The organism is Rhodanobacter thiooxydans, assembly GCF_021545845.1.
GTDB lineage: Bacteria > Pseudomonadota > Gammaproteobacteria > Xanthomonadales > Rhodanobacteraceae > Rhodanobacter.
This window is the reverse complement of the sequence record NZ_CP088923.1, coordinates 380,553-400,791: the sequence shown is the minus strand read 5'-3', so window position 1 is coordinate 400,791 and position 20,239 is coordinate 380,553. Positions and strand designations below refer to the sequence as shown.

Annotated in this window: 21 protein-coding genes; 13 read left to right on the top strand and 8 right to left on the bottom strand. The window is 68.9% G+C overall.

The genetic code is table 11. The features are described from left to right. Nucleotides 1–32: 32 nt before the first annotated feature. Together LRK53_RS01700 and LRK53_RS01695 are read right to left on the bottom strand one after the other, a co-directional pair. Nucleotides 33–1,160, bottom strand: a complete 1,128-nt coding sequence (locus tag LRK53_RS01700) for a glycosyltransferase (RefSeq protein WP_027491403.1) — start codon at nucleotides 1,158–1,160, stop codon at nucleotides 33–35. Between the two features lie 78 nt (nucleotides 1,161–1,238). Next, nucleotides 1,239–1,448: a zinc-finger domain-containing protein gene (locus tag LRK53_RS01695; protein WP_008438157.1), complete on the bottom strand. Its 210-nt coding sequence runs from the start codon at nucleotides 1,446–1,448 to the stop codon at nucleotides 1,239–1,241. A 90-nt stretch (nucleotides 1,449–1,538) separates the two neighbouring features. Here LRK53_RS01695 and LRK53_RS01690 point away from each other — a divergent pair, with 90 nt between their 5' ends. Both LRK53_RS01690 and LRK53_RS19190 read left to right on the top strand, forming a co-directional pair. Beyond that, nucleotides 1,539–2,099: a Yip1 family protein gene (locus LRK53_RS01690; protein ID WP_051257471.1), complete on the top strand. Its 561-nt coding sequence runs from the start codon at nucleotides 1,539–1,541 to the stop codon at nucleotides 2,097–2,099. Nucleotides 2,100–2,102: 3 nt separating this feature from the next. Continuing rightward, nucleotides 2,103–2,237 (top strand): hypothetical protein, encoded by a 135-nt coding sequence (locus tag LRK53_RS19190; RefSeq protein ID WP_255324808.1) that lies wholly within the window; start codon nucleotides 2,103–2,105, stop codon nucleotides 2,235–2,237. Nucleotides 2,238–2,302: 65 nt separating this feature from the next. Here LRK53_RS19190 and LRK53_RS01685 read toward each other — a convergent pair whose 3' ends face one another. Beyond that, on the bottom strand, nucleotides 2,303–2,896 hold the full coding sequence (locus tag LRK53_RS01685; protein WP_027491402.1) for a YceI family protein: 594 nt from the start codon (nucleotides 2,894–2,896) through the stop codon (nucleotides 2,303–2,305). 53 nt (nucleotides 2,897–2,949) lie between these two features. Continuing rightward, the gene (locus LRK53_RS01680) at nucleotides 2,950–3,543 is read right to left on the bottom strand and encodes a malonic semialdehyde reductase (protein ID WP_027491401.1); all 594 of its coding nucleotides are present in this window, start codon (nucleotides 3,541–3,543) and stop codon (nucleotides 2,950–2,952) included. 133 nt (nucleotides 3,544–3,676) lie between these two features. On the opposite strand from LRK53_RS01680, the gene LRK53_RS01675 reads away from it, so the two are divergent. Then, nucleotides 3,677–4,666 (top strand): mitochondrial fission ELM1 family protein, encoded by a 990-nt coding sequence (locus LRK53_RS01675; protein WP_027491400.1) that lies wholly within the window; start codon nucleotides 3,677–3,679, stop codon nucleotides 4,664–4,666. A gap of 37 nt (nucleotides 4,667–4,703) precedes the next feature. Here the strand turns inward: LRK53_RS01675 and glnE are convergent, their stop codons facing one another. Further along, nucleotides 4,704–7,559: a bifunctional [glutamate--ammonia ligase]-adenylyl-L-tyrosine phosphorylase/[glutamate--ammonia-ligase] adenylyltransferase gene (gene glnE / locus LRK53_RS01670; protein ID WP_037088814.1), complete on the bottom strand. Its 2,856-nt coding sequence runs from the start codon at nucleotides 7,557–7,559 to the stop codon at nucleotides 4,704–4,706. Between the two features lie 171 nt (nucleotides 7,560–7,730). On the opposite strand from glnE, the gene LRK53_RS01665 reads away from it, so the two are divergent. Both LRK53_RS01665 and LRK53_RS01660 read left to right on the top strand, forming a co-directional pair. Then, complete coding sequence (locus LRK53_RS01665; RefSeq protein ID WP_027491398.1) at nucleotides 7,731–9,620, top strand: LTA synthase family protein; 1,890 nt, start codon at nucleotides 7,731–7,733, stop codon at nucleotides 9,618–9,620. A gap of 176 nt (nucleotides 9,621–9,796) precedes the next feature. Next, on the top strand, nucleotides 9,797–10,330 hold the full coding sequence (locus tag LRK53_RS01660) for a hypothetical protein (protein ID WP_027491397.1): 534 nt from the start codon (nucleotides 9,797–9,799) through the stop codon (nucleotides 10,328–10,330). 129 nt (nucleotides 10,331–10,459) lie between these two features. Here the strand turns inward: LRK53_RS01660 and LRK53_RS01655 are convergent, their stop codons facing one another. The 3 genes from LRK53_RS01655 to LRK53_RS01645 all read right to left on the bottom strand — a co-directional run bounded on the left by LRK53_RS01655 (nucleotide 10,460) and on the right by LRK53_RS01645 (nucleotide 12,929). After that, a complete protein-coding gene (locus LRK53_RS01655) occupies nucleotides 10,460–10,603 on the bottom strand; it encodes a hypothetical protein (RefSeq protein ID WP_185754554.1) in 144 nt (47 codons plus the stop codon). A 251-nt stretch (nucleotides 10,604–10,854) separates the two neighbouring features. Continuing rightward, on the bottom strand, nucleotides 10,855–12,504 hold the full coding sequence (gene groL, locus LRK53_RS01650; protein ID WP_027491395.1) for a chaperonin GroEL: 1,650 nt from the start codon (nucleotides 12,502–12,504) through the stop codon (nucleotides 10,855–10,857). Between the two features lie 131 nt (nucleotides 12,505–12,635). Further along, a complete protein-coding gene (locus tag LRK53_RS01645) occupies nucleotides 12,636–12,929 on the bottom strand; it encodes a co-chaperone GroES (protein WP_007514157.1) in 294 nt (97 codons plus the stop codon). A 237-nt stretch (nucleotides 12,930–13,166) separates the two neighbouring features. On the opposite strand from LRK53_RS01645, the gene cutA reads away from it, so the two are divergent. From cutA to accC, 8 genes are all read left to right on the top strand, one after another. Further along, nucleotides 13,167–13,511 carry a divalent-cation tolerance protein CutA gene (cutA, locus tag LRK53_RS01640; RefSeq protein ID WP_027491394.1) on the top strand — a complete coding sequence of 115 codons (345 nt, stop codon included), beginning with the start codon at nucleotides 13,167–13,169 and terminating at the stop codon, nucleotides 13,509–13,511. Between the two features lie 63 nt (nucleotides 13,512–13,574). After that, complete coding sequence (locus LRK53_RS01635; protein ID WP_027491393.1) at nucleotides 13,575–14,471, top strand: DMT family transporter; 897 nt, start codon at nucleotides 13,575–13,577, stop codon at nucleotides 14,469–14,471. Between the two features lie 72 nt (nucleotides 14,472–14,543). After that, on the top strand, nucleotides 14,544–16,733 hold the full coding sequence (locus tag LRK53_RS01630) for a protein-disulfide reductase DsbD family protein (protein WP_027491392.1): 2,190 nt from the start codon (nucleotides 14,544–14,546) through the stop codon (nucleotides 16,731–16,733). Continuing rightward, nucleotides 16,733–17,272 (top strand): TlpA family protein disulfide reductase, encoded by a 540-nt coding sequence (locus LRK53_RS01625; protein ID WP_027491391.1) that lies wholly within the window; start codon nucleotides 16,733–16,735, stop codon nucleotides 17,270–17,272. Before LRK53_RS01630 ends, LRK53_RS01625 begins: the two co-directional genes overlap by 1 nt. A 133-nt stretch (nucleotides 17,273–17,405) precedes the next feature. Then, entirely contained in the window at nucleotides 17,406–17,858 is a 453-nt protein-coding gene (gene aroQ, locus LRK53_RS01620) for a type II 3-dehydroquinate dehydratase (protein ID WP_027491390.1), read from the top strand. Between the two features lie 75 nt (nucleotides 17,859–17,933). Continuing rightward, nucleotides 17,934–18,392: an acetyl-CoA carboxylase biotin carboxyl carrier protein gene (gene accB, locus LRK53_RS01615; RefSeq protein ID WP_027491389.1), complete on the top strand. Its 459-nt coding sequence runs from the start codon at nucleotides 17,934–17,936 to the stop codon at nucleotides 18,390–18,392. A gap of 77 nt (nucleotides 18,393–18,469) precedes the next feature. Then, on the top strand, nucleotides 18,470–18,790 hold the full coding sequence (locus LRK53_RS01610; RefSeq protein WP_235642463.1) for a four helix bundle protein: 321 nt from the start codon (nucleotides 18,470–18,472) through the stop codon (nucleotides 18,788–18,790). Nucleotides 18,791–18,842: 52 nt separating this feature from the next. Beyond that, nucleotides 18,843–20,210: an acetyl-CoA carboxylase biotin carboxylase subunit gene (gene accC, locus LRK53_RS01605; protein WP_027491387.1), complete on the top strand. Its 1,368-nt coding sequence runs from the start codon at nucleotides 18,843–18,845 to the stop codon at nucleotides 20,208–20,210. The last annotated feature ends 29 nt before the right edge of the window (nucleotides 20,211–20,239 follow it).

The window sequence follows — 20,239 nt, the reverse complement described above, 5'->3', positions numbered from 1 at the left end:
AGCGCGAACGTTCGCGGACCCGGAGGCAGGCTCTAGCCGCCGGTCACTTCGTCATAAAGCGCCAGCGTGGCCTGCTGCATGTCGACCAAGCGGTAGCTTTGCAGCGGCGAGATCGGCGGCGCCACCCGCAGCAATTCGGCGGCCCGCTCGACCAGCCGCTCACGGTCGCCCGGCGGCACGCGGCCGGCCGGGTACAGTTCGGCCAGCAACTCGCCCACGCCGCCGTGCGCGTAGCCCAGCACCGGACGGCACAACGACAGCGCCTCGATCACCGTGCGCCCGAACGACTCGGGCCGGTTCGACAGCTGCAGCACCAGCGCCGAGATCGCGTAGATGTCGCGCACGTCGTCGCGCGACGGCGTCAGCACCACCTGTGAGGCCACTCCCCGCACGCGGATCAGCTCGCGCAGTTCGGCCACATAGGCCTCGCGGCCGGGCTCGACCACTCCCAGCAGCAGCAGCCGCGCCTCGATGCCGCGGCGCTTGAGGTCGGCCAGCAGCTCGACCGCATCATGGTGGCCCTTCAGCCGCGTGCCGCGCCCGGGCAGGGTCAGCAGCGGCGCGCCGGCCAGTGCTGGAAACTCGGCGAAGAAGGCTTTCTGCCAGGCGTCATCCGGCCGGTGTCCGTAGGTAAACGTCAGCGGATCGATGCCGCGCGGGATCACCCGCACCTTGCCCGGCTCCAGCCAGCGGTAATGGCTCAGCACGTAGTCGCGCAGGGTCTGCGAGACCGCGATCACGCGTTCGCCGCGCAGCAGGATCGCGCTGTAGCGCCCAGGCGAGTTGAGCCCGTGCACGGTGGTGACGAAATGCGGCCGCGGCGTCATTCCCTTCAGCGCCCACCAGCCCATCCAGGCCGGCAGCCGCGAACGGGCATGCACGATGTCGGGCTTCAGCTCACGCAGCGCCCGCCGCAACGCACCGAGCCGGCCCAGCGTGCCCAGCGACTTGCGCCCCAGGTCCAGCGTGATGTGCTCGCTGCCTTCGGCCTGCAACTGCGCGACCAGCCGCCCGCCGGCCGAGATCACCACCGAGCGGTGGCCGGCCTGCACCAGGCCGCGGGCGATTTCCAGCGCCGAACGCTCCGCGCCGCCGGAATGCAGCGCAGGGATCAGCTGGACCACGGTCAGCAGCTTGACGGGCACGACCATGCTGGACATGAGCTCTGGGCTGGAGGCTTTCATCCTCTGGAGACAAGCAAGAACAATGCCGCCAGCGAGCTGAACGCTGCCGGAGAATCAGTCGCGCAGCACGTAATGCGCGCCACAGTAGGCGCAGACGGTCTCGCCGCCGTCGTCGACGATCGGCAGGTACACCCGCGGATGGGAATTCCACAGCGCCATGCCGGGCATCGGGCAGGACAACGGCAGGTCGGCGCGCGTCACTTCGTAACGATTTTCGGCATTTGCCGGCACCAGCGGCACCGCCGCGGAAAGGGGGGACGACATCGGCGGACTCCGGACTGGACATCAAGCTGCAAATGGTAGCAGGGCTGCAGCCCCCTGTCGGGGGCAGCACACGGAACACCGGGGAGCGGCATGGGCATCGCCGGCATGCTGCTGCACTACGTGCTGGCGCTGGTGCCGGTCTACGTGGTGGCGTTGATCGTCAACGCGCTGGCGCCGACCTTCGGCGGCGAGAAGGACATGAACCAGGCGCTGAAGGCGGTGGCCTACGCATGGACCGCCAGCCGGGTTGCCGGCAGCGGCGTGATCGGGCCCTGGCTGGGCCTGCCGATCGTGCTGATCGGCGGTGTCTACAGCATCTACCTGCTGTATCTGGGCCTGCCGCACACCATCAAGTGCCCACCGGAGAAAGCCGGCGGCTACGCCGCGGTCAGCGTGATCAGCGCGACCGTGCTGGGCTGGATCGTCGGCTTGGTCGTTGCCGGCGTGATCGGCACTGCCGCGCTGACCGGCGCGGCGGTCGGCGGCATGCATGTCACCGGCAGCAGCGGCGCCGGGGGCTTTATGTCGCTGGCCTCCGCGATGGCGCCGGAAGAGGAGAAGCAGACCGAGCACGGCTACGAGAAGACCTACGGCGCCAATGGCAACCTGGTCCACGAGGAATGGGACACCCAGTCGAAGTACGGTGAGTAAAGCATGGTGGTCGGCAAGCGCTTCACGGTGAAGGCGAACGGCTACGTCGACGGCATCGAGCAGCTGAAGCAGGCGGTGGTCGGCATCGACCTGACCAAGCTGGAATCGCTCAAGGACGTCGGTGTGAGGGCGAACTGAGCCAGCGCATCCACACAAAAAAAACCGCGCCGGGATGGCGCGGTTTTTTTGTGGGCGACGGCGACTTACTTGGCCGCGGCCTGCTTCGGCACCGAGGCCTCGGTGGTGATGCGGATGGTCAGCTCGTCGCCGACGTTCGGCACATAGCCGGCGACACCGAACTCCGAGCGCTTGATGCTGGCGGTGGCGTCGAAGCCGACCGAGGGCGCCTTGGTCATCGGGTGCGGGCCGATCTTGTTCAGTGTCGCGGCGAGCACCACCGGCTTGGTCACGCCGTGCACGGTGAGGTTGCCGCTGACCTTGAACTTGTTGGCGCCGAGCGCCTGCACGGCGGTGCTCTTGAAGGTCACCACCGGATACTGGGCGGCGTCGAGGAAGTCCGCCTTCTTCAGGTGCTCGTCCAGCGCCGGCACATGGGTGTCGAGCAGGTCGAGCGGCAGCTTCACCTCCACGCTGGAGTTGGCCGGGTGCTGCTCGTCGAACACCAGGGTGCCCTCGCCCAGGCCGAGGTTGGCGGTGGGGTTGGAGTAGCCGAAGTGGTTCCAGCTGAACAGCACCATCGTGTGGGCAGGGTCGAGCTTGTAGGTGACCGGGGCGGCCTGGACCGACACGGCGGCGCCGAGCAGGCCGGCGAGAGCGAGATACTTCAATGCGCGCATGGAAAGACTCCTTGGAAAATAGGGGACGGAAAAACGGGGGTGGGACGCGGGCTTCAGGCTATCGTGCAGGCTTCGTCGAACGTCAGGCGGGGACTGCGCGGAAACAGGTTGCGGCTGGCGTCGCCGTAACCGATGCTGATCAGGAAATTCGACTTGACCGTGGTGCCGGCGAAGAACGCCGCATCCACGCCGGCGTTGTCGAAGCCGGACATCGGGCCGCAGTCCAGCCCGACCGCACGCGCCGCCAACAGCAGGTAGGCACCCTGCAAGGTGGCGTTGCGGAACGCGGTGCTGTCGATCAGCGGCTGGTTGCCGACGAACCAGCTTTTCGCGTCGGCATGCGGGAACAGCTTCGGCAACTGCTCGTAGAACGCGTAGTCGGTGGCCACGATCGCGGTGACCGGCGCCTCCATGGTCTTGGCGCGGTTGCCATCGGACAGGAACGGCTCCAGCTTCGCCTTCGCCGCCTTCGACTTCACGAAGACCACCCGCATCGGCGAGCAGTTCGCGCTGGTCGGACCGAACTTGGCCAAATCGAAGACCTGCTGCAGCTGTTCGTCGCTCACTTCTTTCGGCAGCCACGCGTTGAAGGTGCGGGCATTGCGGAACAACTGGTCCAGACTGGCCTCGGAAAGCAACTCGCTCATCGGTATCCTCGGTGGAAGACGTGTCGGCAATGATGCCATTGTGCAAGTGTATAGGCGCTTGCAAGCGAACGGCCCACCCACTGAGGGAACATACCGTGTTCATTCGGGAAACAATGTCGCGGCGCCTGCACGCATGTTGAAACTGCGCGGCGAATGCTGGGTGATCACCGACAGCGCCGCCGGCAACCAGCGCCAGGCGCTGGCGTTGGCCGAATACCTGCAACTGCCGCTGCGCCACCTGGTGCTGCAGCCGCGGGCACCGTGGGCGTGGCTGGCGCCGCGGCTGACCCTGGGTGGCCGGCTCGCCCTGCCCGCCCGCCAGCGGCGACTGTTCGCGCCACCGTGGCCGGCCGTGGCGATCGGCTGCGGTCGCGCCGCCGCGCTGTGCACCCGCCTGCTGCGCCGGCTGGCCGATGGCCGCTGCTACACGGTGCAGATCCTGGACCCGCGCATCGACCCCGCGCACTGGGACGCAGTGATCGCACCCCGCCATGACCAGCTCGACGGCCCCAACGTGCTGCAGCCGCTGGGCTCGCTGAACCCGGTCGACGAGGAGTGGCTGGCCGACGGCCGCGACGCCTGCCCCCGCTTTGCCGAGTTGCCGTCGCCGCGCGTGGGCGTGCTGCTCGGCGGTCCGCGCCGCGGCATCGCGCTGGACGCCGACTACGCCCGCCAGCTGGCCGCACACCTGCTCGAACGCCAGCGCCACGGAGGCGGCAGCCTGCTGGTGCTGGGTTCGCGCCGCACCCCACCGGCGCTGGTCGAGGTGTTTCGCCGTGCCTTGCGCGACGTGCCCGGCCTGCTCTGGGCCGGCCCCGACGACGGCCGCAATCCCTACCCCGGCGTGCTCGGCTGGGCCGACCGGCTGGTGGTCACGCCCGATTCGGTGAACATGCTCTCGGAGGCCTGCGCCGTCGGCTGCCCGGTCGAGACCCTGGTCACCGCGCCGCTGCCGGCGAAGCTTGCGCGCTTCCACCAATCGCTGCGCGAAGCTGGCCGGCTGCGTGGCCTCGACGACGACGCGCCGGCGCGGCCACCGTCACCGCTGCGCGAAACGGTCGCGATCGCCGCTGCGCTGCGGGAGCGGATGGCACGGCAACAGGCGGCACAACTGGCGGATTGAGCAAGGTCCGGACCAATCCCGGCAGCGCGCCCGCGATTCAGCCAAACGCAAAACCCAGCGCATCGGTGACCCCGCGCACGCTGCCGCACAGCTGCTCCAACGCCGCCTCGCGCGGCGCGATGCGCGGGCGCAGGTCGAGCGTGCAGGCCAGCGCGCGACGCAGCAGCTCGGCGTGGGCCGCGGCGAGGGTCGCCGCCTGCCGATCGTCGAGCAGCCCGGCGACGCGGCAGGCTTCGATCAGTCCGGCATTCGCGGTGACGCCGAGCAGGCCCGGCTGTTCGGCCGCGTGCGCCAGCACCAGCCCCTGCAGCGCGAACTCGATGTCGAGCAGGCCACCGTGGCCCTGCTTGAGGTCGAACTGGCGCTCGTCGGAGCGGTCGCGCTCGGCGCGCCAGCGTTGGCGCATGCTGCCGACCTCGGCCAGCACGGTGCCGCGCTCGCGCGGCACCGCCAGGATCGCGCGGCGGACCCTGGCCAGCTCGGCGTTCAGCGCCCCATCGCCGGCCACCGGACGCGCGCGCAGCAGCGCCTGGTGTTCCCAGGTCCACGCGCGACTCTGTTGGTAGGCCACGAAGGCGTCCAGGCTGCCGACCAGCAGGCCCTTGGAGCCGTCCGGGCGCAGGCGGGTATCGACTTCGTACAGGCGACCGCCGCGGGTCAGCACGGTGAGCCAGTTCATCACCCGCTGGGCCAGGCGCTGGTACCAGCGCGAGCCCTCGATCGGCCGCGCGCCGTCGCTCAATGCCTGCGCGCGGCGACCGTCGTAGACGAACACCAGGTCGAGGTCGGAAGCAAAGCCGAGCTCCTCGCCGCCGAGACTGCCGTAGCCCAGCACGGAGAAGCCGGAACCCGGCTGCATGTCGGCTCCCGGCAGGCGGCCGTGCTGGGCGACCAGCTCGCGCGCGGCCAGCGCCAGCACCGCGCCCACCACCGACTCGGCCAGCGCGGCCAGCCGGCGCGCGGTGGCTACCGCGTCGGCGCGGCCGTCGTTGAAGGCCAGGCCGAGACGGAACGCGGTGGAGGCCTTGAACTCGTTGATCCGCTCCAGCTCCGCCTCGGCCTCGCGCTCCTCCAGCGTGCCCAGCACGCGGGCGATCTCGGCCGTGATGTCGGCGCGCTTGAGCGGCAACTGGTCGATACGCGGGTCGAGCACGTCGTCCAGCAGCAGCGGCTGCGCGATGACGCGCTCGGCGAGGAAGGCGCTGTCGGCGAACAGCCGCACCAGCCGCCGCCGCGCCGCCGGCTGCTCCTCCAGCAGCGCGAGGTAGGACGAGCGCCGCGCCACCGCCTGCATCAGCCGGCACAGCCGCAGCAGGCTGGCCACCGGCGCGCGGGTGGCGCGCGCGGCGTCGAACAGCTGCGGCATCAGGTGGTCGAGCCGTTCGCGCGAGCGCGGCGACATCGCGCGCACCGCCGCGGCCTGCGGCAATTTCAGCAGCGCATCCGCCAGTTCGTCGCCGGGCGCGAAACCGGAAGCCTCCAGCGTGGCGGCATCCAGCGATTCGTCGCAGGCGCGCTGCCACAGCAGCTTGTCGGCCGCCGGCACGCGGGCGGCGCGGCCACCCTGCGGCATCAGCACGGCGGCGAATTCCTCGCTGACATTGGCGCGCTGCCTGGCCAGCGCGGCGTGCAGGCTGTCCCAGTCGGGGTAGTCGAGGCCGCGCGCGATGCGCTCGCGGCTGAGCGCGTCGGCGGGGACGTCGTGGGTCTGCGCGTCGCGCAGCATCTGTACGCGGTTCTCGACCCGGCGCAGCAGCACGTACGCCTCGCGCAGCATGCGCGCGCGCGCCGCGCCGATGTGGCCGCGCGCCTCGCACGCGGTCAGCGCGCCGAGCAGGCCGCGCACGCGCAGGCTGGGTTCGCGGCCGCCGCGGATCAGCTGGGTCAGCTGCACGATGAACTCGATCTCGCGGATGCCGCCGGCGCCGAGCTTGAGGTTGTCGGCGAGGTCCTTGCGCGCCACCTCCGCGTCGATCAGCGCCTTCATCTCGCGCAGCCCCGCGAATGCGGTGTAGTCGAGGTACCTGCGGTACACGAACGGACGCAGCAGTTCCTGCAGCTGCTTGCCGGCGGCGAGGTCGCCGGCCACCGGGCGCGCCTTGATCCAGGCGTAACGCTCCCAGTCGCGGCCCTCGCTCTGGTAGTACTGCTCCATCGCGGCGAACGACAGCGCCAGCCGCCCGGCGTTGCCGAACGGGCGCAGGCGCAGGTCGACCCGCGCGCAGATGCCGTCCATGGTGGGCTCGTTCAGCAGGCGCACCAGCTGGCGGCCGAGCCGCACGAAGTACTCGCTGTTGTCCAGCGGACGCGCACCGTCGCTGTGGCCGCCCTGCGGGTAGGCAAATACCAGGTCGATGTCGGAGGAGAAGTTCAGCTCGCTGCCGCCGAGCTTGCCGAAACCGATCACCAGCAACCGCTGCCGCACACCGTCGTGGTCGCGGCTGTGGCCGTAGCGCGCGGCCAGCGCGTGCTCGGACCAGCCCAGCGCCCGTTCGAGCAGCGCTTCGTACAGCACGCTGGTGGCGGACAGCGTTTCCGGCAGCTCGTCCAGCGCGTTGACGTCGCGGAACACCAGCCGCAGCGCCTCGGCATGGCGGAAGCGGCGCAGCGCGGTCATGCAGGCGGCTTCGTCCGCCGGCAGCTTCAACGCGTCGAGGCGCGCGCCGGCGTCGCTGCCCGAGCGCAGCCGCTCCAGCCCGGCCGGCGCCAGCAGCTGCGGCTGGCGGCACCACACCTCGAAGGCAAAGTCGCTGGCCAGCAGGGTGCGGCGGATGCGCTCGGCCACGCCGGCGTCGTCGTGCAGCGGTACGCCGGCGGCACGGCAACGAGCGGCCAGCTCGGCATAGCGGTCGTCGATCAGCGCCTGCAGCGCGGCGGATTCCGGATGGGTCATCCGGCCATTGTGCCGCATGGGGGGTGGTTGCCGAAGCCGGCCGGCCACCCGTGAGGCCAGCTTGAACAAGCCGCATGCAAGCCCGAAACTCGCCGGCCACGCCTATCCGCGGTTCATCTCGATGTCATTACATTGACAAGTCCAAACCATGACAGTAGCCACGGAACTGCCATGCCCCTGAATTCCGCCAATCCGTCCGCACGCTGGCGCGTCATCGTCCTCCGCGCCGCGCTACTGCTGCTGCTGGTGCTGGCCTTCGTGCTGCTGACCGGGCTGCTGGACGGTGGCGTCGGGGTAGCCCCGTTGCGCCTGTTCGACCAGGCCCGGGTCCCGCTGGCCAACGCCTGGCCGGGTCTGCTGCTGGCCGGCATACTGCTGGCGATCAGCCGGCGCGCGCTGCTGTCGTTCGCGCTGGCGTTCCTGCTGCAGGGGCTGCTGTACGCGGTGAACGTGCTGAAGGTGGCGAACCTCGGCACGCCGCTGCTGCCGGACGATTTCCGCATCGTCGGCCAGCTGCACAAGGGCGGCATGCACATCCTCTCCGGCTACCTGCCGCACAGCCCGTGGCCGTACCTGGGCCTGCTCACCGCGGTGGCCTTGGTTGTCGCGGCGTGGCGGCTTGAACCGCCGCTGTTCCCGCGCCGCACCCGCGGCGCGCGGCTGCTCGGCGGCGGCGTGCTGGCGCTGGCACTGGCCAGCATCCTGCTCGGCCTGCCCGCCTGGGCCAAGGTCTACAACGGCAGGACGCTGTGGCTCGAACCGTGGTCGGCGATCTCCACCACCGCCCATTCCGGCCTGGTCAGCACGCTGATGCTGTTCCATCTCGAATACAACAAGGGCGAGCGCAAGCCCGACCGCGCCGCGGCGGCCAGGCTGATCGAGCAATCCACGCCGGCCCTGCTGCAGTCGATGCAGGCGTCGGCGGCCGGCAGCGAACTGCCCGACATCGTGGTGGTGCAGAGCGAGTCGTTCTTCGACCCGAGCATCATGCGCGGCTACGAACGCAGCAACTTCACGCCAAACCTGCGCCGGCTCGCCGCGCGCGGCACCAGCGGCAAGCTGCACGTGCCTACCTTCGGCGGCGGCACCATCCGCACCGAGTTCGAGGTGCTCACCGGCTTGTCGCTGCGCTACTTCGACAACCTGCAGTTCCCCTACCTGCAGATGAGCCACAAGGCACTGCCGGGGCTGGTGCGCACGCTGAACCGGCATGGCTACCGCACGACCGCGCTGCACGGCAACGATCCGGCGTTCTGGAACCGCACCACTGCCTTCAAGGCGATCGGCTTCGACCGCTTCGTGTCGCAGTCCTCGTTCCCGCCCACCGCGACGAACGACGGCCAGTACATGGCCGACAGCGCGATGACCGACGAGATCATGGTCCAGCTGAAGGACGACGGGCCGCCGCAGTTCATTTTCGCCATCAGCATCGAGGCACACGGCCCGTACGACGTCGAGCCCGCCCAGGTTGCCGAGCGCGACGCGATTCCGGTGCCCGAGGGCATCTCGGGTCAGGACAAGCTGGAACTGCAAACCTACCTCTACCACCTGAAGCACGCCGACGCCGAACTCGGCCGGCTGGCAAAACTGCTGGCCGGGCGTCAGCGGCCCAGCGTGCTGCTGTTCTACGGCGACCACCTGCCCGCGCTCAGCAACAGTTACCAGACCACCGGCTTCGTCGACGGCGGCGACATGCTGGGCCAGGCCGGGGTGTGGCTGTTGGTCGATCCGAAGCGCCCGGGCAAGCGCAGCAGCGTCGAAACCGCTTCGTGGCTGCTGCCCGGCAAGCTGCTGGCCCACGTCGGCATCCACGACGACCCGTACTTCGCGCTGACCGAACTGGTCGGCCCGCAGCTGGCCGCGCTCACCGAAGCCCCCGGCGCGCCGCCGCTGCCCGCGGGCGACGCGCAGCAGCAACTCGACCAGGCCATGGCCAGTATCGACCAGCTGCGCATGAAGGACAAACTGGACAACCTGCTGCCGCAGCCGGCGGCGACGGCGACCGGCGTGCTTGCCCATCGCGACGCCGCGCAGAGGCCGTCGTCCGCCACCATCCAGTGACGCGAGGGATTCGGCGCCGGCGTCGGGATCGCCGTTCAGCGAACTGTCCGGCGGCTGAAGGCGGCGACCCCACGTTCAGACGACAGTTCGCCAGCGACGCCTAGGTTCGACCTGCCCGCAGAGCGGCGCGCAGGGGCGTGCTCGGCGGCCTTTCCCCTATCGTGGAGGCTCATCCCATGCGCAAGACCATGCTTTCCGTGCTCGTCATCGGTGCCAGCGTATTCACCGCATCCGCTTTCGCCCAAGCCCACCTGGGCGGCGGCACCCGGGCCGATGCCGGTATCCGTGCCGGCGTCGCCGCACCCGGCGCCATCCACGCCGCCGATCAGGCCACCACCCAGACGGAACGGACCCTGCATCGCAGCAGTTCCCACGTAAAACAGCATGCCCGCAAGACCGTCGACAAGACCCGCTCGGACATCGACGACCACGCCGGCACCGACGCGGATGCCAACGACACGATCGAAGCGGGCGCCGGCGACGCGCATGCCGGCGCCAACGCCGACGCGGGCGAAGGCCTCGATACCGCCGCCAATGCCGGCAAGGCTGGCGAGATGGGCCGGGGCGTGGGCGGCGAGGTGCGCGACGACGCACATGCGGCGATCCAGTCCACCGACCGCGCGGCCGGCTCGATCGGTGACGCCGTGCGGGGCGTCAACGCCAGCGGCAACGCCCACGTCAGCGGCAATGCCCACGCCCACGGGCACTGAGCCTTCGGCGAATGCGGCAACGCCAAGCCTCGGGAGGCAACTCCCGGGGCTTTTACTTTGCTGCCGACACTGGACGCGAAGGCTTTCCGCCCCTCCGCGAGACCTGTCTGCGATGCGCAGGCGTACCAATCAATCGTCGGGGCGGCGGTTGTGCCAATGGTCGATACCTGTAGCAAAGTACGCGGCATCCAAGCTCATCGCCAGGGAAGCTGCCATACCCGGCGCGGCAACGGTCTCGTCGAATGCATTTCCAAGCACCGGCTCGAAGCTCACGCCCTGCCGCCTGAGCCGGCGCGGGAACCCGCCGCATTTCATCGACTCGTCCCTGTCCGTTCGCCGGCAGCACGACAACATTTTTGATGCATGCAACAACATGCCACTACGGCGAGGCCGCAACGCGGCCAAAGAAAAACCCCGCCGTAGCGGGGTTTTTCGTGTTGCCTTGGATTTCCGGTGCGTTGAGCGGCAGCCCTGCCGCTCGAACGCGCCGAGTTGATCCGTCGCCGCGCAACGGCGGGGGATACTCAGAAATCCATGCCGCCCATGCCGCCCATGCCGCCGCCCATGCCGCCGGCGCCGTGGTTGTGCTCTTCCTTCTTCGGCAGTTCGGCGACGATCGCCTCGGTGGTGATCGCCAGGCCGGCGACCGACGCGGCGTGCTGCAGCGCCGTGCGGGTCACCTTGGTCGGATCCAGGATGCCCATCTCGACCATATCGCCGAACTCGCCGCTGGCGGCGTTGTAGCCGTAGTTGCCCTTGCCTTCCTTCACCTTGTTCAGCACCACGCTCGGCTCTTCGCCGGCGTTGGCGACGATCGCGCGCAGCGGCGCTTCCAGCGCGCGGCGGGTGATCGCGATGCCCAGGTTCTGGTCGGTGTTGTCGCCCTTGAGGCCTTCGACTGCCTTCAGCGCACGGATCAGCGCAACGCCGCCGCCGGGCACCACACCCTCTTCCACGGCTGCACGAGTCGCATGCAGGGCGTCTTCGACGCGGGCCTTCTTTTCCTTCATCTCGACTTCCGTCGCGGCACCGACCTTGATCACGGCCACGCCACCGGCCAGCTTGGCCACGCGTTCCTGCAGCTTCTCACGGTCGTAGTCGGAGGAGGTCTCCTCGATCTGCGCCTTGATCTGCTTGATGCGCGACTGGATCTTCTCCGCCTCGCCGGCACCATCGATGATGGTGGTGTTTTCCTTGGTGATCACGATGCGCTTGGCGCGGCCCAGATCGCCGATGGTGGTCTTCTCCAGCGACAGGCCCACTTCTTCGGACACGACCTGGCCGTTGGTGAGGATGGCGATATCTTCCAGGATCGCCTTGCGACGGTCACCGAAGCCCGGCGCCTTGACGGCGGCGACCTTGACGATGCCGCGGATGGTGTTGACCACCAGCGTGGCCAGTGCCTCGCCCTCGACTTCCTCGGCCACGATCAGCAGCGGCTTGCCGGCCTTGGCGACGGCTTCCAGCACGGGCAGCAGCTCGCGCACGTTGGAGATCTTCTTGTCGTGGATCAGGATGTACGGGTCGTCCAGCTCGACCTGCTGGCTCTGCTGGTTGTTGATGAAGTACGGCGACAGGTAGCCGCGGTCGAACTGCATGCCCTCGACCACGTCCAGCTCGTTGTCCAGGCCCGAGCCCTCCTCGACGGTGATCACGCCTTCCTTGCCGACCTTCTTCATCGCGGTGGCGATGATGTCGCCGATGTTGGTGTCGGAGTTGGCCGAGATGGTGCCGACCTGGGCGATTTCCTTGTCGTTCGCGGTCGGGTTGGAGAGCTTCTTCAGCTCGCCGACGGCGGCCGCGACGGCCTTGTCGATGCCGCGCTTCAGGTCCATCGGGTTCATGCCCGCGGCGACGGCCTTGAGGCCTTCCTGGATGAACGCCTGCGCCAGCACGGTGGCGGTGGTAGTGCCGTCACCGGCGACGTCGGAGGTCTTGGAGGCGGCTTCCTTGACGATCTGCGCGCCGAGGTTCTCGTACTTGTCGGCCAGCTCGATCTCCTTGGCGACGGACACGCCGTCCTTGGTGATCGTGGGTGCGCCGAAGCTCTTCTCGAGCACGACGTTGCGGCCCTTCGGGCCGAGCGTGACCTTGACGGCATTGGCGAGCGTGTTCACGCCCTTGAGCATGCGCGAGCGGGCGTCTTCGCCGAAACGGACTTCTTTGGCTGCCATAACTTGACTCCGGGATTTGGGATTCGGGATTTGGGATTCGGAAAAGCGGATGTGGCGAGAACGGGACGGGACGGCGATGATCGGGACGAAGCGCGATGCGCCTGCGAATCCCGAATCCCCAATCCCGGCTCTTAGCCCTCGATCACCGCCACGATGTCGTCTTCCTTCAGGAAGACCAGCTCTTCGCCGTCGATCTTGATTTCCTGGCCGGCGTACTTGCCGAACAGCACCACGTCGCCGGCCTTCAGCGACATCGGGCGCACCTTGCCGTCGCTCATGATCAGGCCGGTGCCGGCGGCGACGACCTTGCCGCGGGTCGGCTTCTCGGTGGCGCTGTCGGGGATGACGATGCCTCCGGCGGAGACGCGCTCTTCTTCGAGACGCTTGACGATGACGCGATCGTGCAGGGGACGCAGTGTGCTCATGGATGACTCCAGCTGACTTGGATGGTGGACGGACAAGGCTTTCAAGACCCGGGCCGGCGGTCTTGCTAGCACTCGAAGTGAACGAGTGCCAATTTTACGGGTATGCGACCCCGCTGCAAGAGCTTGGCGAACCGGGGATGCAGCAGCTAATTGGGCGGACCGGGCTCCGTTTCAAGGGCTGGCCGCCAAATCGCCCATGGCCACGCACGGCCGGCGCGACCCGGGTACGCTTCAGGCATGACCGACCCCGCCACCGTCCTGCTCTGCTATTGCAGCTGTCCCGACGCCGCCAGCGCCCAGGCGATCGCCGAAGCCCTGGTCGGCGAGCGGCTGGCCGCCTGCGTCAACCGCCTGCCCGGCGTCCACTCCACCTACCGCTGGCAGGGCGCGGTGAGCCAGGACCGCGAGGAACTGCTGCTGATCAAGACCACTGCCGTCCGCTTCGACGCGCTGAAAAGCCGCCTGCTCCAACTGCACCCGTACGAGCTGCCCGAGCTGGTCGCGGTACCGGTGGAGCGCGGCCACGCGGCCTACCTGGACTGGGTGCGCGAGGCGACCGGCGAGGCAGCGCAAGACTGCTGACAATCCTTGTCAGCGGCAGGGCGTTAAATTGCATCTTCGCCACCCCGCTGCCGCCTCCCCAAGATGAAGAAGATCGACTACGCTGTGCTGCTGTCGCTGGGCGCCCTGTGGGGCGGCTCGTTCCTGTTCATGCGCATGGGTGCCGGCGCCTTCGGCGCGCTGCCGCTGGCCGGGCTGCGCGCGATCGGCGCCGCGCTGTGCTTCCTGCCGCTGCTGGTCTCGCGTGCGCGGTTGGCCGAATGGCGGGCGCACTGGTGGCCGATCGCGGTGGTCGGGCTGACCAACTCGGCGCTGCCGTTCGTGCTGTTCACCTTCGCCACGCGCAGCCTGCCGGCGGGCGTGGCCTCGATCATCGACGGCATGACGCCGATGTTCGCCGCGCTGATCGGCTGGCTGTGGCTGGGCCAGCGACTGGATGTATGGCGCGGCGCCGGGCTGGCGATCGGCTTTGCCGGCGTGGTCTGGCTGGCTGAGGGCAGCCTCGCGCTGGGGCCGGGCGCGGGCGTGGCGCTGCTGGCCTGCGTCGCCGCCACCGTGCTGTACGGCTTTGCGGTGCATTACACCCACCTGCGTCTGGGCCGGGTGACGCCGCTGGTGGTGACGGTCGGCAGCCACATGGTGGCCGCGCTGCTGCTGTTGCCGACCACGCTGCTGGCGTGGCCGGCGCAGCCACCGCCGCTGCAGGCCTGGCTGGCCGCCGCGGGGCTGGCCGTGCTGTGCACGGCGCTGGCCTACGTGCTGTTCTTCTGGGTGCTGGCGCGGGTCGGCGCGACGCGGATCATGGTGATCCCGTACCTGATCCCGGCGTTCGGCGTGCTGTGGGGTGCGCTGCTGCTGGGCGAGCCGGTGAGCGCGCGCCTGCTCGGCGGCTGCGCGGTGATCCTGCTCGGCACCGCGCTCACCACCGGGCTGGTGCGCACACGGCGCGCCGCGCCAGCGCTGGCCCCCGAGGAGGCATAAGGCCGTAAGGAACGGAAGCGCGATCGGCATGGTCCATAATGGCTGTCCTGCCGTTGTGCCACTGGAATCGCGATGCGCCTGATCTCCGGCCGCCTGGCCGCCCGCCTGCCCGCACTGGCCCTGCTGCTGCTCGGCCTGCTGTGCACCGCGCCCGCGCCGGCGCAGGACACGGAAAGCCTGCTGCCGGTGACCGAGGCCTACAAGCTCAGCGCCGACACCAGCACCCCGGGCGTGCTGAAGCTGCACTGGACCATCGCACCGGACTACTACCTCTACCGCGGCCGCATGAAGTTCAAGGGCGGCGACGGCGTCACGCTCGGCGAGGCGCAGCTGCCGGACGGCAGGAAGGACCACGACGAGTATCTCGGCGACGTGGAAACCTACCGCCACGGCGTCGACGCCAGCATCCCGTACACGGTCGCCGCCGGCACCACGCGACTCACCCTGAGCGTGCAATACCAGGGCTGCCACGAGGTCGACCCGAAGATCTGCTATCCGCCGCATACCGAGAAGCTGGACCTGCCGCTGCCGGCCAACGCCGGCGTGGCGGCGACGCCGGCGGCCGGCAATGCATTGGGTGCGGCACTCAGCCGGCTGGGCAGCAGCACCGGTACGACCGCGGTGGGCGCACCGCTGCCGACCGAGCAGGCGTTCCACTTCGAGGCGCTGGCGCAGGGTCCCAAACACCTGTTGCTGCGCTGGACGATGCCGAAGGGCTACTACCTGTACCGCGACCAGACCGCGCTGAAGCTCGCCGACGCCGCTGGTCTCACGCTGACGCCCGCGTGGCCGCCCGGCGTCGCGCATCGCGATGAACATTACGGCGAGGTCATCGTCTACTTCGACCAGGTCGAACTGCCGGTGACGGTGGAGGGCGACCTGGCCGGCCGCACGCATCTCGCGCTGCAGGCGAGTTTCCAGGGCTGCCAGGACGGCGGCCTGTGCTATCCGCTGATGACGCGCACGGTGGACATCGAGCTGAACAGCGGTGCGGCAACGGCCGGCACACCGGCGCCGGAGCTGCCACCGGCCGATCTTGTCGGCGGCCCATTGCAGGTCAGCCTACTCGCCGCCCTGCTGCTGGCGCTGGGCGGCGGCCTGGTGCTGAACCTGATGCCGTGTGTGCTGCCGGTGCTGTCGATCAAGGCGGTCAGCGTGCTGGAAAGCGGCGAGAACCGCGCCACCGCGCGCCGCCATGCGCTGTTCTACACCGCCGGCGTGCTGTGCAGCTTTGCCGCGCTTGGGCTGGGCATCCTCGCCCTGCGCGCCGCGGGTCATGCGCTGGGCTGGGGCTCGCAGTTGCAGCAGCCGCTGCTGGTGGGCGTGCTGGCCTGCGTGATGCTGGCGGTAGGCCTGTCGATGTCCGGCGTGGTGCAGTTCGGCGCCTCGCTGGGCAACACCGGCGCGTCGCTGGCATCGCGTTCCGGGCCGGCCGGTGACTTCTTCACTGGCGTGCTGGCGGTGGTGGTGGCCAGCCCGTGCACCGCGCCGTTCATGGGCAGCGCGCTGGCCTATGCGTTCGCCGCGCCGATGCTGTCGGCGCTGCTGGTGTTCATTGTGCTGGGCGTGGGGTTGGCGCTGCCGTTCCTGGCGGTCGGCTTCGTGCCCGCGCTGGCGCGCCTGCTGCCGAAGCCGGGGCGCTGGATGGAAACGCTGAAGCAGGTGCTGGCGTTCCCGATGTTCCTCACCGCCGCCTGGCTGGTCTGGGTGCTGGCGAACCAGCGCGGCGCCGACGCGGTCGGCCTGGTGCTGGTGGCGATGGTGCTGCTGGCGATGACGCTGTGGTGGTTCGAGCGCAGCCGCTCGCGCGGCGCGGCCAGCAAGGTCGCGGTGGTAATGCTGGCGCTCGCCACCCTGGCGCCGCTGTACCTGCTGGCCCACGTGCCACCGCCGTCGGCGGCCGCCACGGCCGAGCAGGGCGTGGTCGCCTACAGCCCGCAGAAACTTACCGAATTGCGCGCCGCCGGCACCCCGGTGTTCGTCGACATCACCGCCGACTGGTGCGTCACCTGCAAGGCGAACGAGCACGCGGTGCTGAACACGCAGGCGTTCCGCAACCTGCTCAGGCGCACCGACACGGTCTACATGAAGGGCGACTGGACCGACGTCAACCCGGCCATCAGCGCCTTCCTGCAGGAATACCACTCGCCCGGTGTGCCGCTGTACGTGGTGTTCCCGAAAAACCTCGGACCGGGCCGACAGCTGCCCACCGTGCTGACCTACTCGATGGTCGAGCAGGCGCTGACCGAAGCGACGCGCTGATGCTGAGCCGCAGCAACTGGCTGATCATCGGCCTGGCGGTGCTGGCCGCCGCGCTGGGCGGCTACGCGCAACGCCACCAGCGGCAAGTCGATTCGCCGCCGCCAAGCCTGCTCGGCCAGCCGCTGCCGCCGCTGGTGCTGCCCGACCTGGATGGCAAGCCGCACCGGCTGGACGATTACCGCGGCCGCCGGGTGCTGCTGAATTTCTGGGCCAGCTGGTGCGCGCCATGCCTGCAGGAGATGCCGGCGTTGGCCGAGGCCCAGGCCAAGTTCGGCGAACAGGGGGCGATCGTGGTTGGAATTGCAATGGATGAGCCTGCGCACGTTCGCGCCTTTTTGGCCGCACATGCGGTGGATTACCCCATCCTGATCGGCGATCTTGGCCCACCCAGCACCTCATTGAAACTCGGCAATACGCGTCAGGTGTTGCCTTATAGCGTGCTGATCGACGCCGATGGGCGCATTTTGGCCACGCATGCCGGCCCGCTCCCGCCCGCGCAGCTGGTGCGGTGGCTGGCGCCGGCGCAGGTCGGGCACTGACATACGCCCACGCACGGAAATCCAACGCTTCTCCGCCAAACATCGCCGATCTGCAGCGAACTGGACAACATCCTAGACTGCGTGCACACTGCGCCCGGTTCCGGATCCCCCGGACGCTGGCCGGAACACCACCGTGGCGAAAATCCTGGTCCTGCACGGACCCAACCTCAACCTACTGGGCGCGCGCGAGCCGCACATCTACGGCCACGAGACCCTGGCCGAGATCAACCAGCAGCTGGCCGAGCGGGCGCGCGCGGCCGGGCACGAGCTGGTCTGGTTCCAGTCCAACGCCGAGCATGAGCTGGTCGGGCGCATCCACCAGGGCCGTGACGACGGCACCGCGATGGTCCTGTGCAACGCCGGCGCGTTCACCCACACCAGCATCGCGCTGCGCGACGCGTTCGCCGCCGTGGCGATTCCGTTCATCGAGCTGCACCTGTCGAACGTGTTCGCCCGCGAGCCGTTTCGCCACCAGTCCTATCTGTCCGACATCGCGCTCGGCCTGATCTGCGGCTTCGGCGCCGACAGCTACCGGCTGGCGCTGGACGTCGCGCTGCAGCGGCTGCAGGCCGGCCGCGTTCCCTGATGCCGCGGCCACGCGGCCACCCCATTCAACTCCCAGCCACCGCGGCGGTGGCCTGACTGACCAAAGGCTGATCCGATGGATTTGCGCAAAATCAAGAAGCTGATCGACTTGCTCGAGGAATCCAACCTCGCCGAGCTGGAAATCAAGGAAGGCGAGGAAGTCGTGCGCCTGTCGCGCGTGCCGAAGAACGCCGCACCGGTCGCCGCCGCGCCAGTGGCCCCGGTCGCCGTGGCCGCCGCACCGGTCGCTGCCGCACCGGCGGTCGCCGTCGAGGCGCCCGCCGTGGATGCGCTGCCGGCAGGCCATGTGGTGAAGGCACCGATGGTCGGCACCTTCTACGCCTCGGCCACCCCGGGCACGCCCGCCTTCGTCAAGGTCGGCCAGCAGGTCAAGGCCGGCGAGACGCTGGGCATCATCGAGGCGATGAAGATGTTCAACCAGATCGAGGCCGACGTGGCCGGCACCGTGCAGGCGATCCTGGTCGAGAACGGCCAGCCGGTGGAATTCGACGAACCCATGTTCGTGATTGGCTGAGCGGCCGGGATTCGGGAATGGGGATTCGGGATTCGGCAAAGCGGCCACACCACCAGCTTGAAGTGTGGCGCGATGCCATGGACCTTGTCGAAGCCATTTATCGAATCAGTGCCGGTTTCCCGGACTCCGAACGTTTTACGCTCACTTCGCAACTGCGGCGTGCCGCGATCAGCATCCCGTCGAACATTGCGGAGGGTGCGGCCCGCCGATCCACACCTGAGTATCTGCGGTTCCTGTCCATGGCTCGCGGCTCCTTGTCCGAACTGGACACGCAACTGCAAATCGCCGAACGACTCGCCTATGTCTCCGGCGCAAATGACGTAACCGAGCTGACCGATCGAGTGTTTGCCAAACTCAACGCGCTTATCCGATCCATCGAAGCCAAGAGAGGTGACTGATGCAAAGCCGGCTCTCGCTCCTACGAATCCCGAATCCCGAATCCCGAATCCCATGCTAGAAAAAGTCGTCATCGCCAACCGCGGCGAAATCGCGCTGCGTGTATTGCGCGCCTGCCACAGCCTTGGCATCAAGACCGTGGCGGTGCATTCCACCGTGGATCGCAATCTGAAGCACGTCGGCCTCGCCGACGAGTCGATCTGCATCGGCCCCGGGCCGTCGGTCGACAGCTACCTCAACATCCCACGGATCATCGCCGCGGCGGAGATCACCGACGCCCAGGCGATCCACCCCGGCTACGGCTTCCTCGCCGAGCGCGCCGACTTCGCTGAGCAGGTGGAGCAGTCCGGCTTCGTCTTCATCGGCCCGACCGCCGAAGTGATCCGCCTGATGGGCGACAAGGTCGAGGCGATCCGCACGATGAAGTCGGCCGGCGTGCCCTGCGTGCCGGGTTCCGGCGGCCCGCTCGGCGAGGACGTCGACGAGAACATGCGAATCGCCCGCGAGATCGGCTACCCGGTGATCATCAAGGCCGCCGGCGGCGGTGGCGGCCGCGGCATGCGCGTGGTGCGCACCGAGGCGCACCTGGGCAACTCCATCGTGATGACCAAGCAGGAAGCCAAGGCGGCATTCGGCAACGACCAGGTGTACATGGAGAAATTCCTGGAGAATCCGCGCCACGTGGAGGTCCAGGTGCTCGCCGACGGCCAGGGCCACGCCATCCACCTGGGCGAGCGCGACTGCTCGATGCAGCGCCGCCACCAGAAGGTGGTGGAGGAAGCGCCGGCGCCGGGCATCACGCCCGAGCAGCGCGCGACGATCGGCAAGGTCTGCGTGGACGCCTGCCTGCGCATCGGCTACCGCGGCGCCGGCACGTTCGAGTTCCTGTTCGAGAACGGCCGCTTTTACTTCATCGAGATGAACACCCGCATCCAGGTCGAGCACCCGGTGACCGAGTTCATCACCGGCGTGGACCTGGTGCGCGAGCAGCTGTTGATCGCCGGCGGCGAGAAGCTGTCGATTCGCCAGGAGGACGTGAAGATCACCGGCCACGCGATCGAGTGCCGCATCAACGCCGAGGATCCGGACACGTTCATGCCCAGCCCAGGCACGGTGAAACGCTTCGAGGCACCCGGCGGCCCCGGCGTGCGCGTGGACACCCACCTGTACGACGGCTACAAGATCCCGCCGAACTACGACTCGATGATCGGCAAGCTGATCGTGCACGGCCCCGACCGCGAGACCGCCATCGCGCGCATGCGCCTGGCGCTGGCCGAGACGGTGATCGAAGGCGTCAAGTGCAATATCCCGCTGCAGCAGCGGATCATGGCCGACGCCGGCTTCCAGCACGGCGGCCAGAACATCCACTACCTCGAGAAGCGGATGGCCGAGCAGAAGGATAAAGGCGCCACCGCCGCCTGACCTCACGTAGGAGCGCACCCGGTGCGCGA

What these genes read in the sequence shown, in the direction of transcription:
- LRK53_RS01665 (WP_027491398.1), top strand. Translation starts at nt 7,731, where the DNA reads ATGCCCCTGAATTCCGCCAATCCGTCCGCACGCTGGCGCGTCATCGTC.
- LRK53_RS01690 (WP_051257471.1), top strand. Translation starts at nt 1,539, where the DNA reads ATGGGCATCGCCGGCATGCTGCTGCACTACGTGCTGGCGCTGGTGCCG.
- cutA (WP_027491394.1), top strand. Translation starts at nt 13,167, where the DNA reads ATGACCGACCCCGCCACCGTCCTGCTCTGCTATTGCAGCTGTCCCGAC.
- LRK53_RS01610 (WP_235642463.1), top strand. Translation starts at nt 18,470, where the DNA reads ATGGACCTTGTCGAAGCCATTTATCGAATCAGTGCCGGTTTCCCGGAC.
- LRK53_RS01680 (WP_027491401.1), bottom strand. Translation starts at nt 3,543, where the DNA reads ATGAGCGAGTTGCTTTCCGAGGCCAGTCTGGACCAGTTGTTCCGCAAT.
- LRK53_RS01660 (WP_027491397.1), top strand. Translation starts at nt 9,797, where the DNA reads ATGCGCAAGACCATGCTTTCCGTGCTCGTCATCGGTGCCAGCGTATTC.
- LRK53_RS01635 (WP_027491393.1), top strand. Translation starts at nt 13,575, where the DNA reads ATGAAGAAGATCGACTACGCTGTGCTGCTGTCGCTGGGCGCCCTGTGG.
- LRK53_RS01645 (WP_007514157.1), bottom strand. Translation starts at nt 12,929, where the DNA reads ATGAGCACACTGCGTCCCCTGCACGATCGCGTCATCGTCAAGCGTCTC.
- LRK53_RS01700 (WP_027491403.1), bottom strand. Translation starts at nt 1,160, where the DNA reads ATGTCCAGCATGGTCGTGCCCGTCAAGCTGCTGACCGTGGTCCAGCTG.
- LRK53_RS01685 (WP_027491402.1), bottom strand. Translation starts at nt 2,896, where the DNA reads ATGCGCGCATTGAAGTATCTCGCTCTCGCCGGCCTGCTCGGCGCCGCC.
- groL (WP_027491395.1), bottom strand. Translation starts at nt 12,504, where the DNA reads ATGGCAGCCAAAGAAGTCCGTTTCGGCGAAGACGCCCGCTCGCGCATG.
- LRK53_RS01630 (WP_027491392.1), top strand. Translation starts at nt 14,544, where the DNA reads ATGCGCCTGATCTCCGGCCGCCTGGCCGCCCGCCTGCCCGCACTGGCC.
- glnE (WP_037088814.1), bottom strand. Translation starts at nt 7,559, where the DNA reads ATGACCCATCCGGAATCCGCCGCGCTGCAGGCGCTGATCGACGACCGC.
- accB (WP_027491389.1), top strand. Translation starts at nt 17,934, where the DNA reads ATGGATTTGCGCAAAATCAAGAAGCTGATCGACTTGCTCGAGGAATCC.
- accC (WP_027491387.1), top strand. Translation starts at nt 18,843, where the DNA reads ATGCTAGAAAAAGTCGTCATCGCCAACCGCGGCGAAATCGCGCTGCGT.
- LRK53_RS01675 (WP_027491400.1), top strand. Translation starts at nt 3,677, where the DNA reads ATGTTGAAACTGCGCGGCGAATGCTGGGTGATCACCGACAGCGCCGCC.
- LRK53_RS01695 (WP_008438157.1), bottom strand. Translation starts at nt 1,448, where the DNA reads ATGTCGTCCCCCCTTTCCGCGGCGGTGCCGCTGGTGCCGGCAAATGCC.
- LRK53_RS01625 (WP_027491391.1), top strand. Translation starts at nt 16,733, where the DNA reads ATGCTGAGCCGCAGCAACTGGCTGATCATCGGCCTGGCGGTGCTGGCC.
- LRK53_RS19190 (WP_255324808.1), top strand. Translation starts at nt 2,103, where the DNA reads ATGGTGGTCGGCAAGCGCTTCACGGTGAAGGCGAACGGCTACGTCGAC.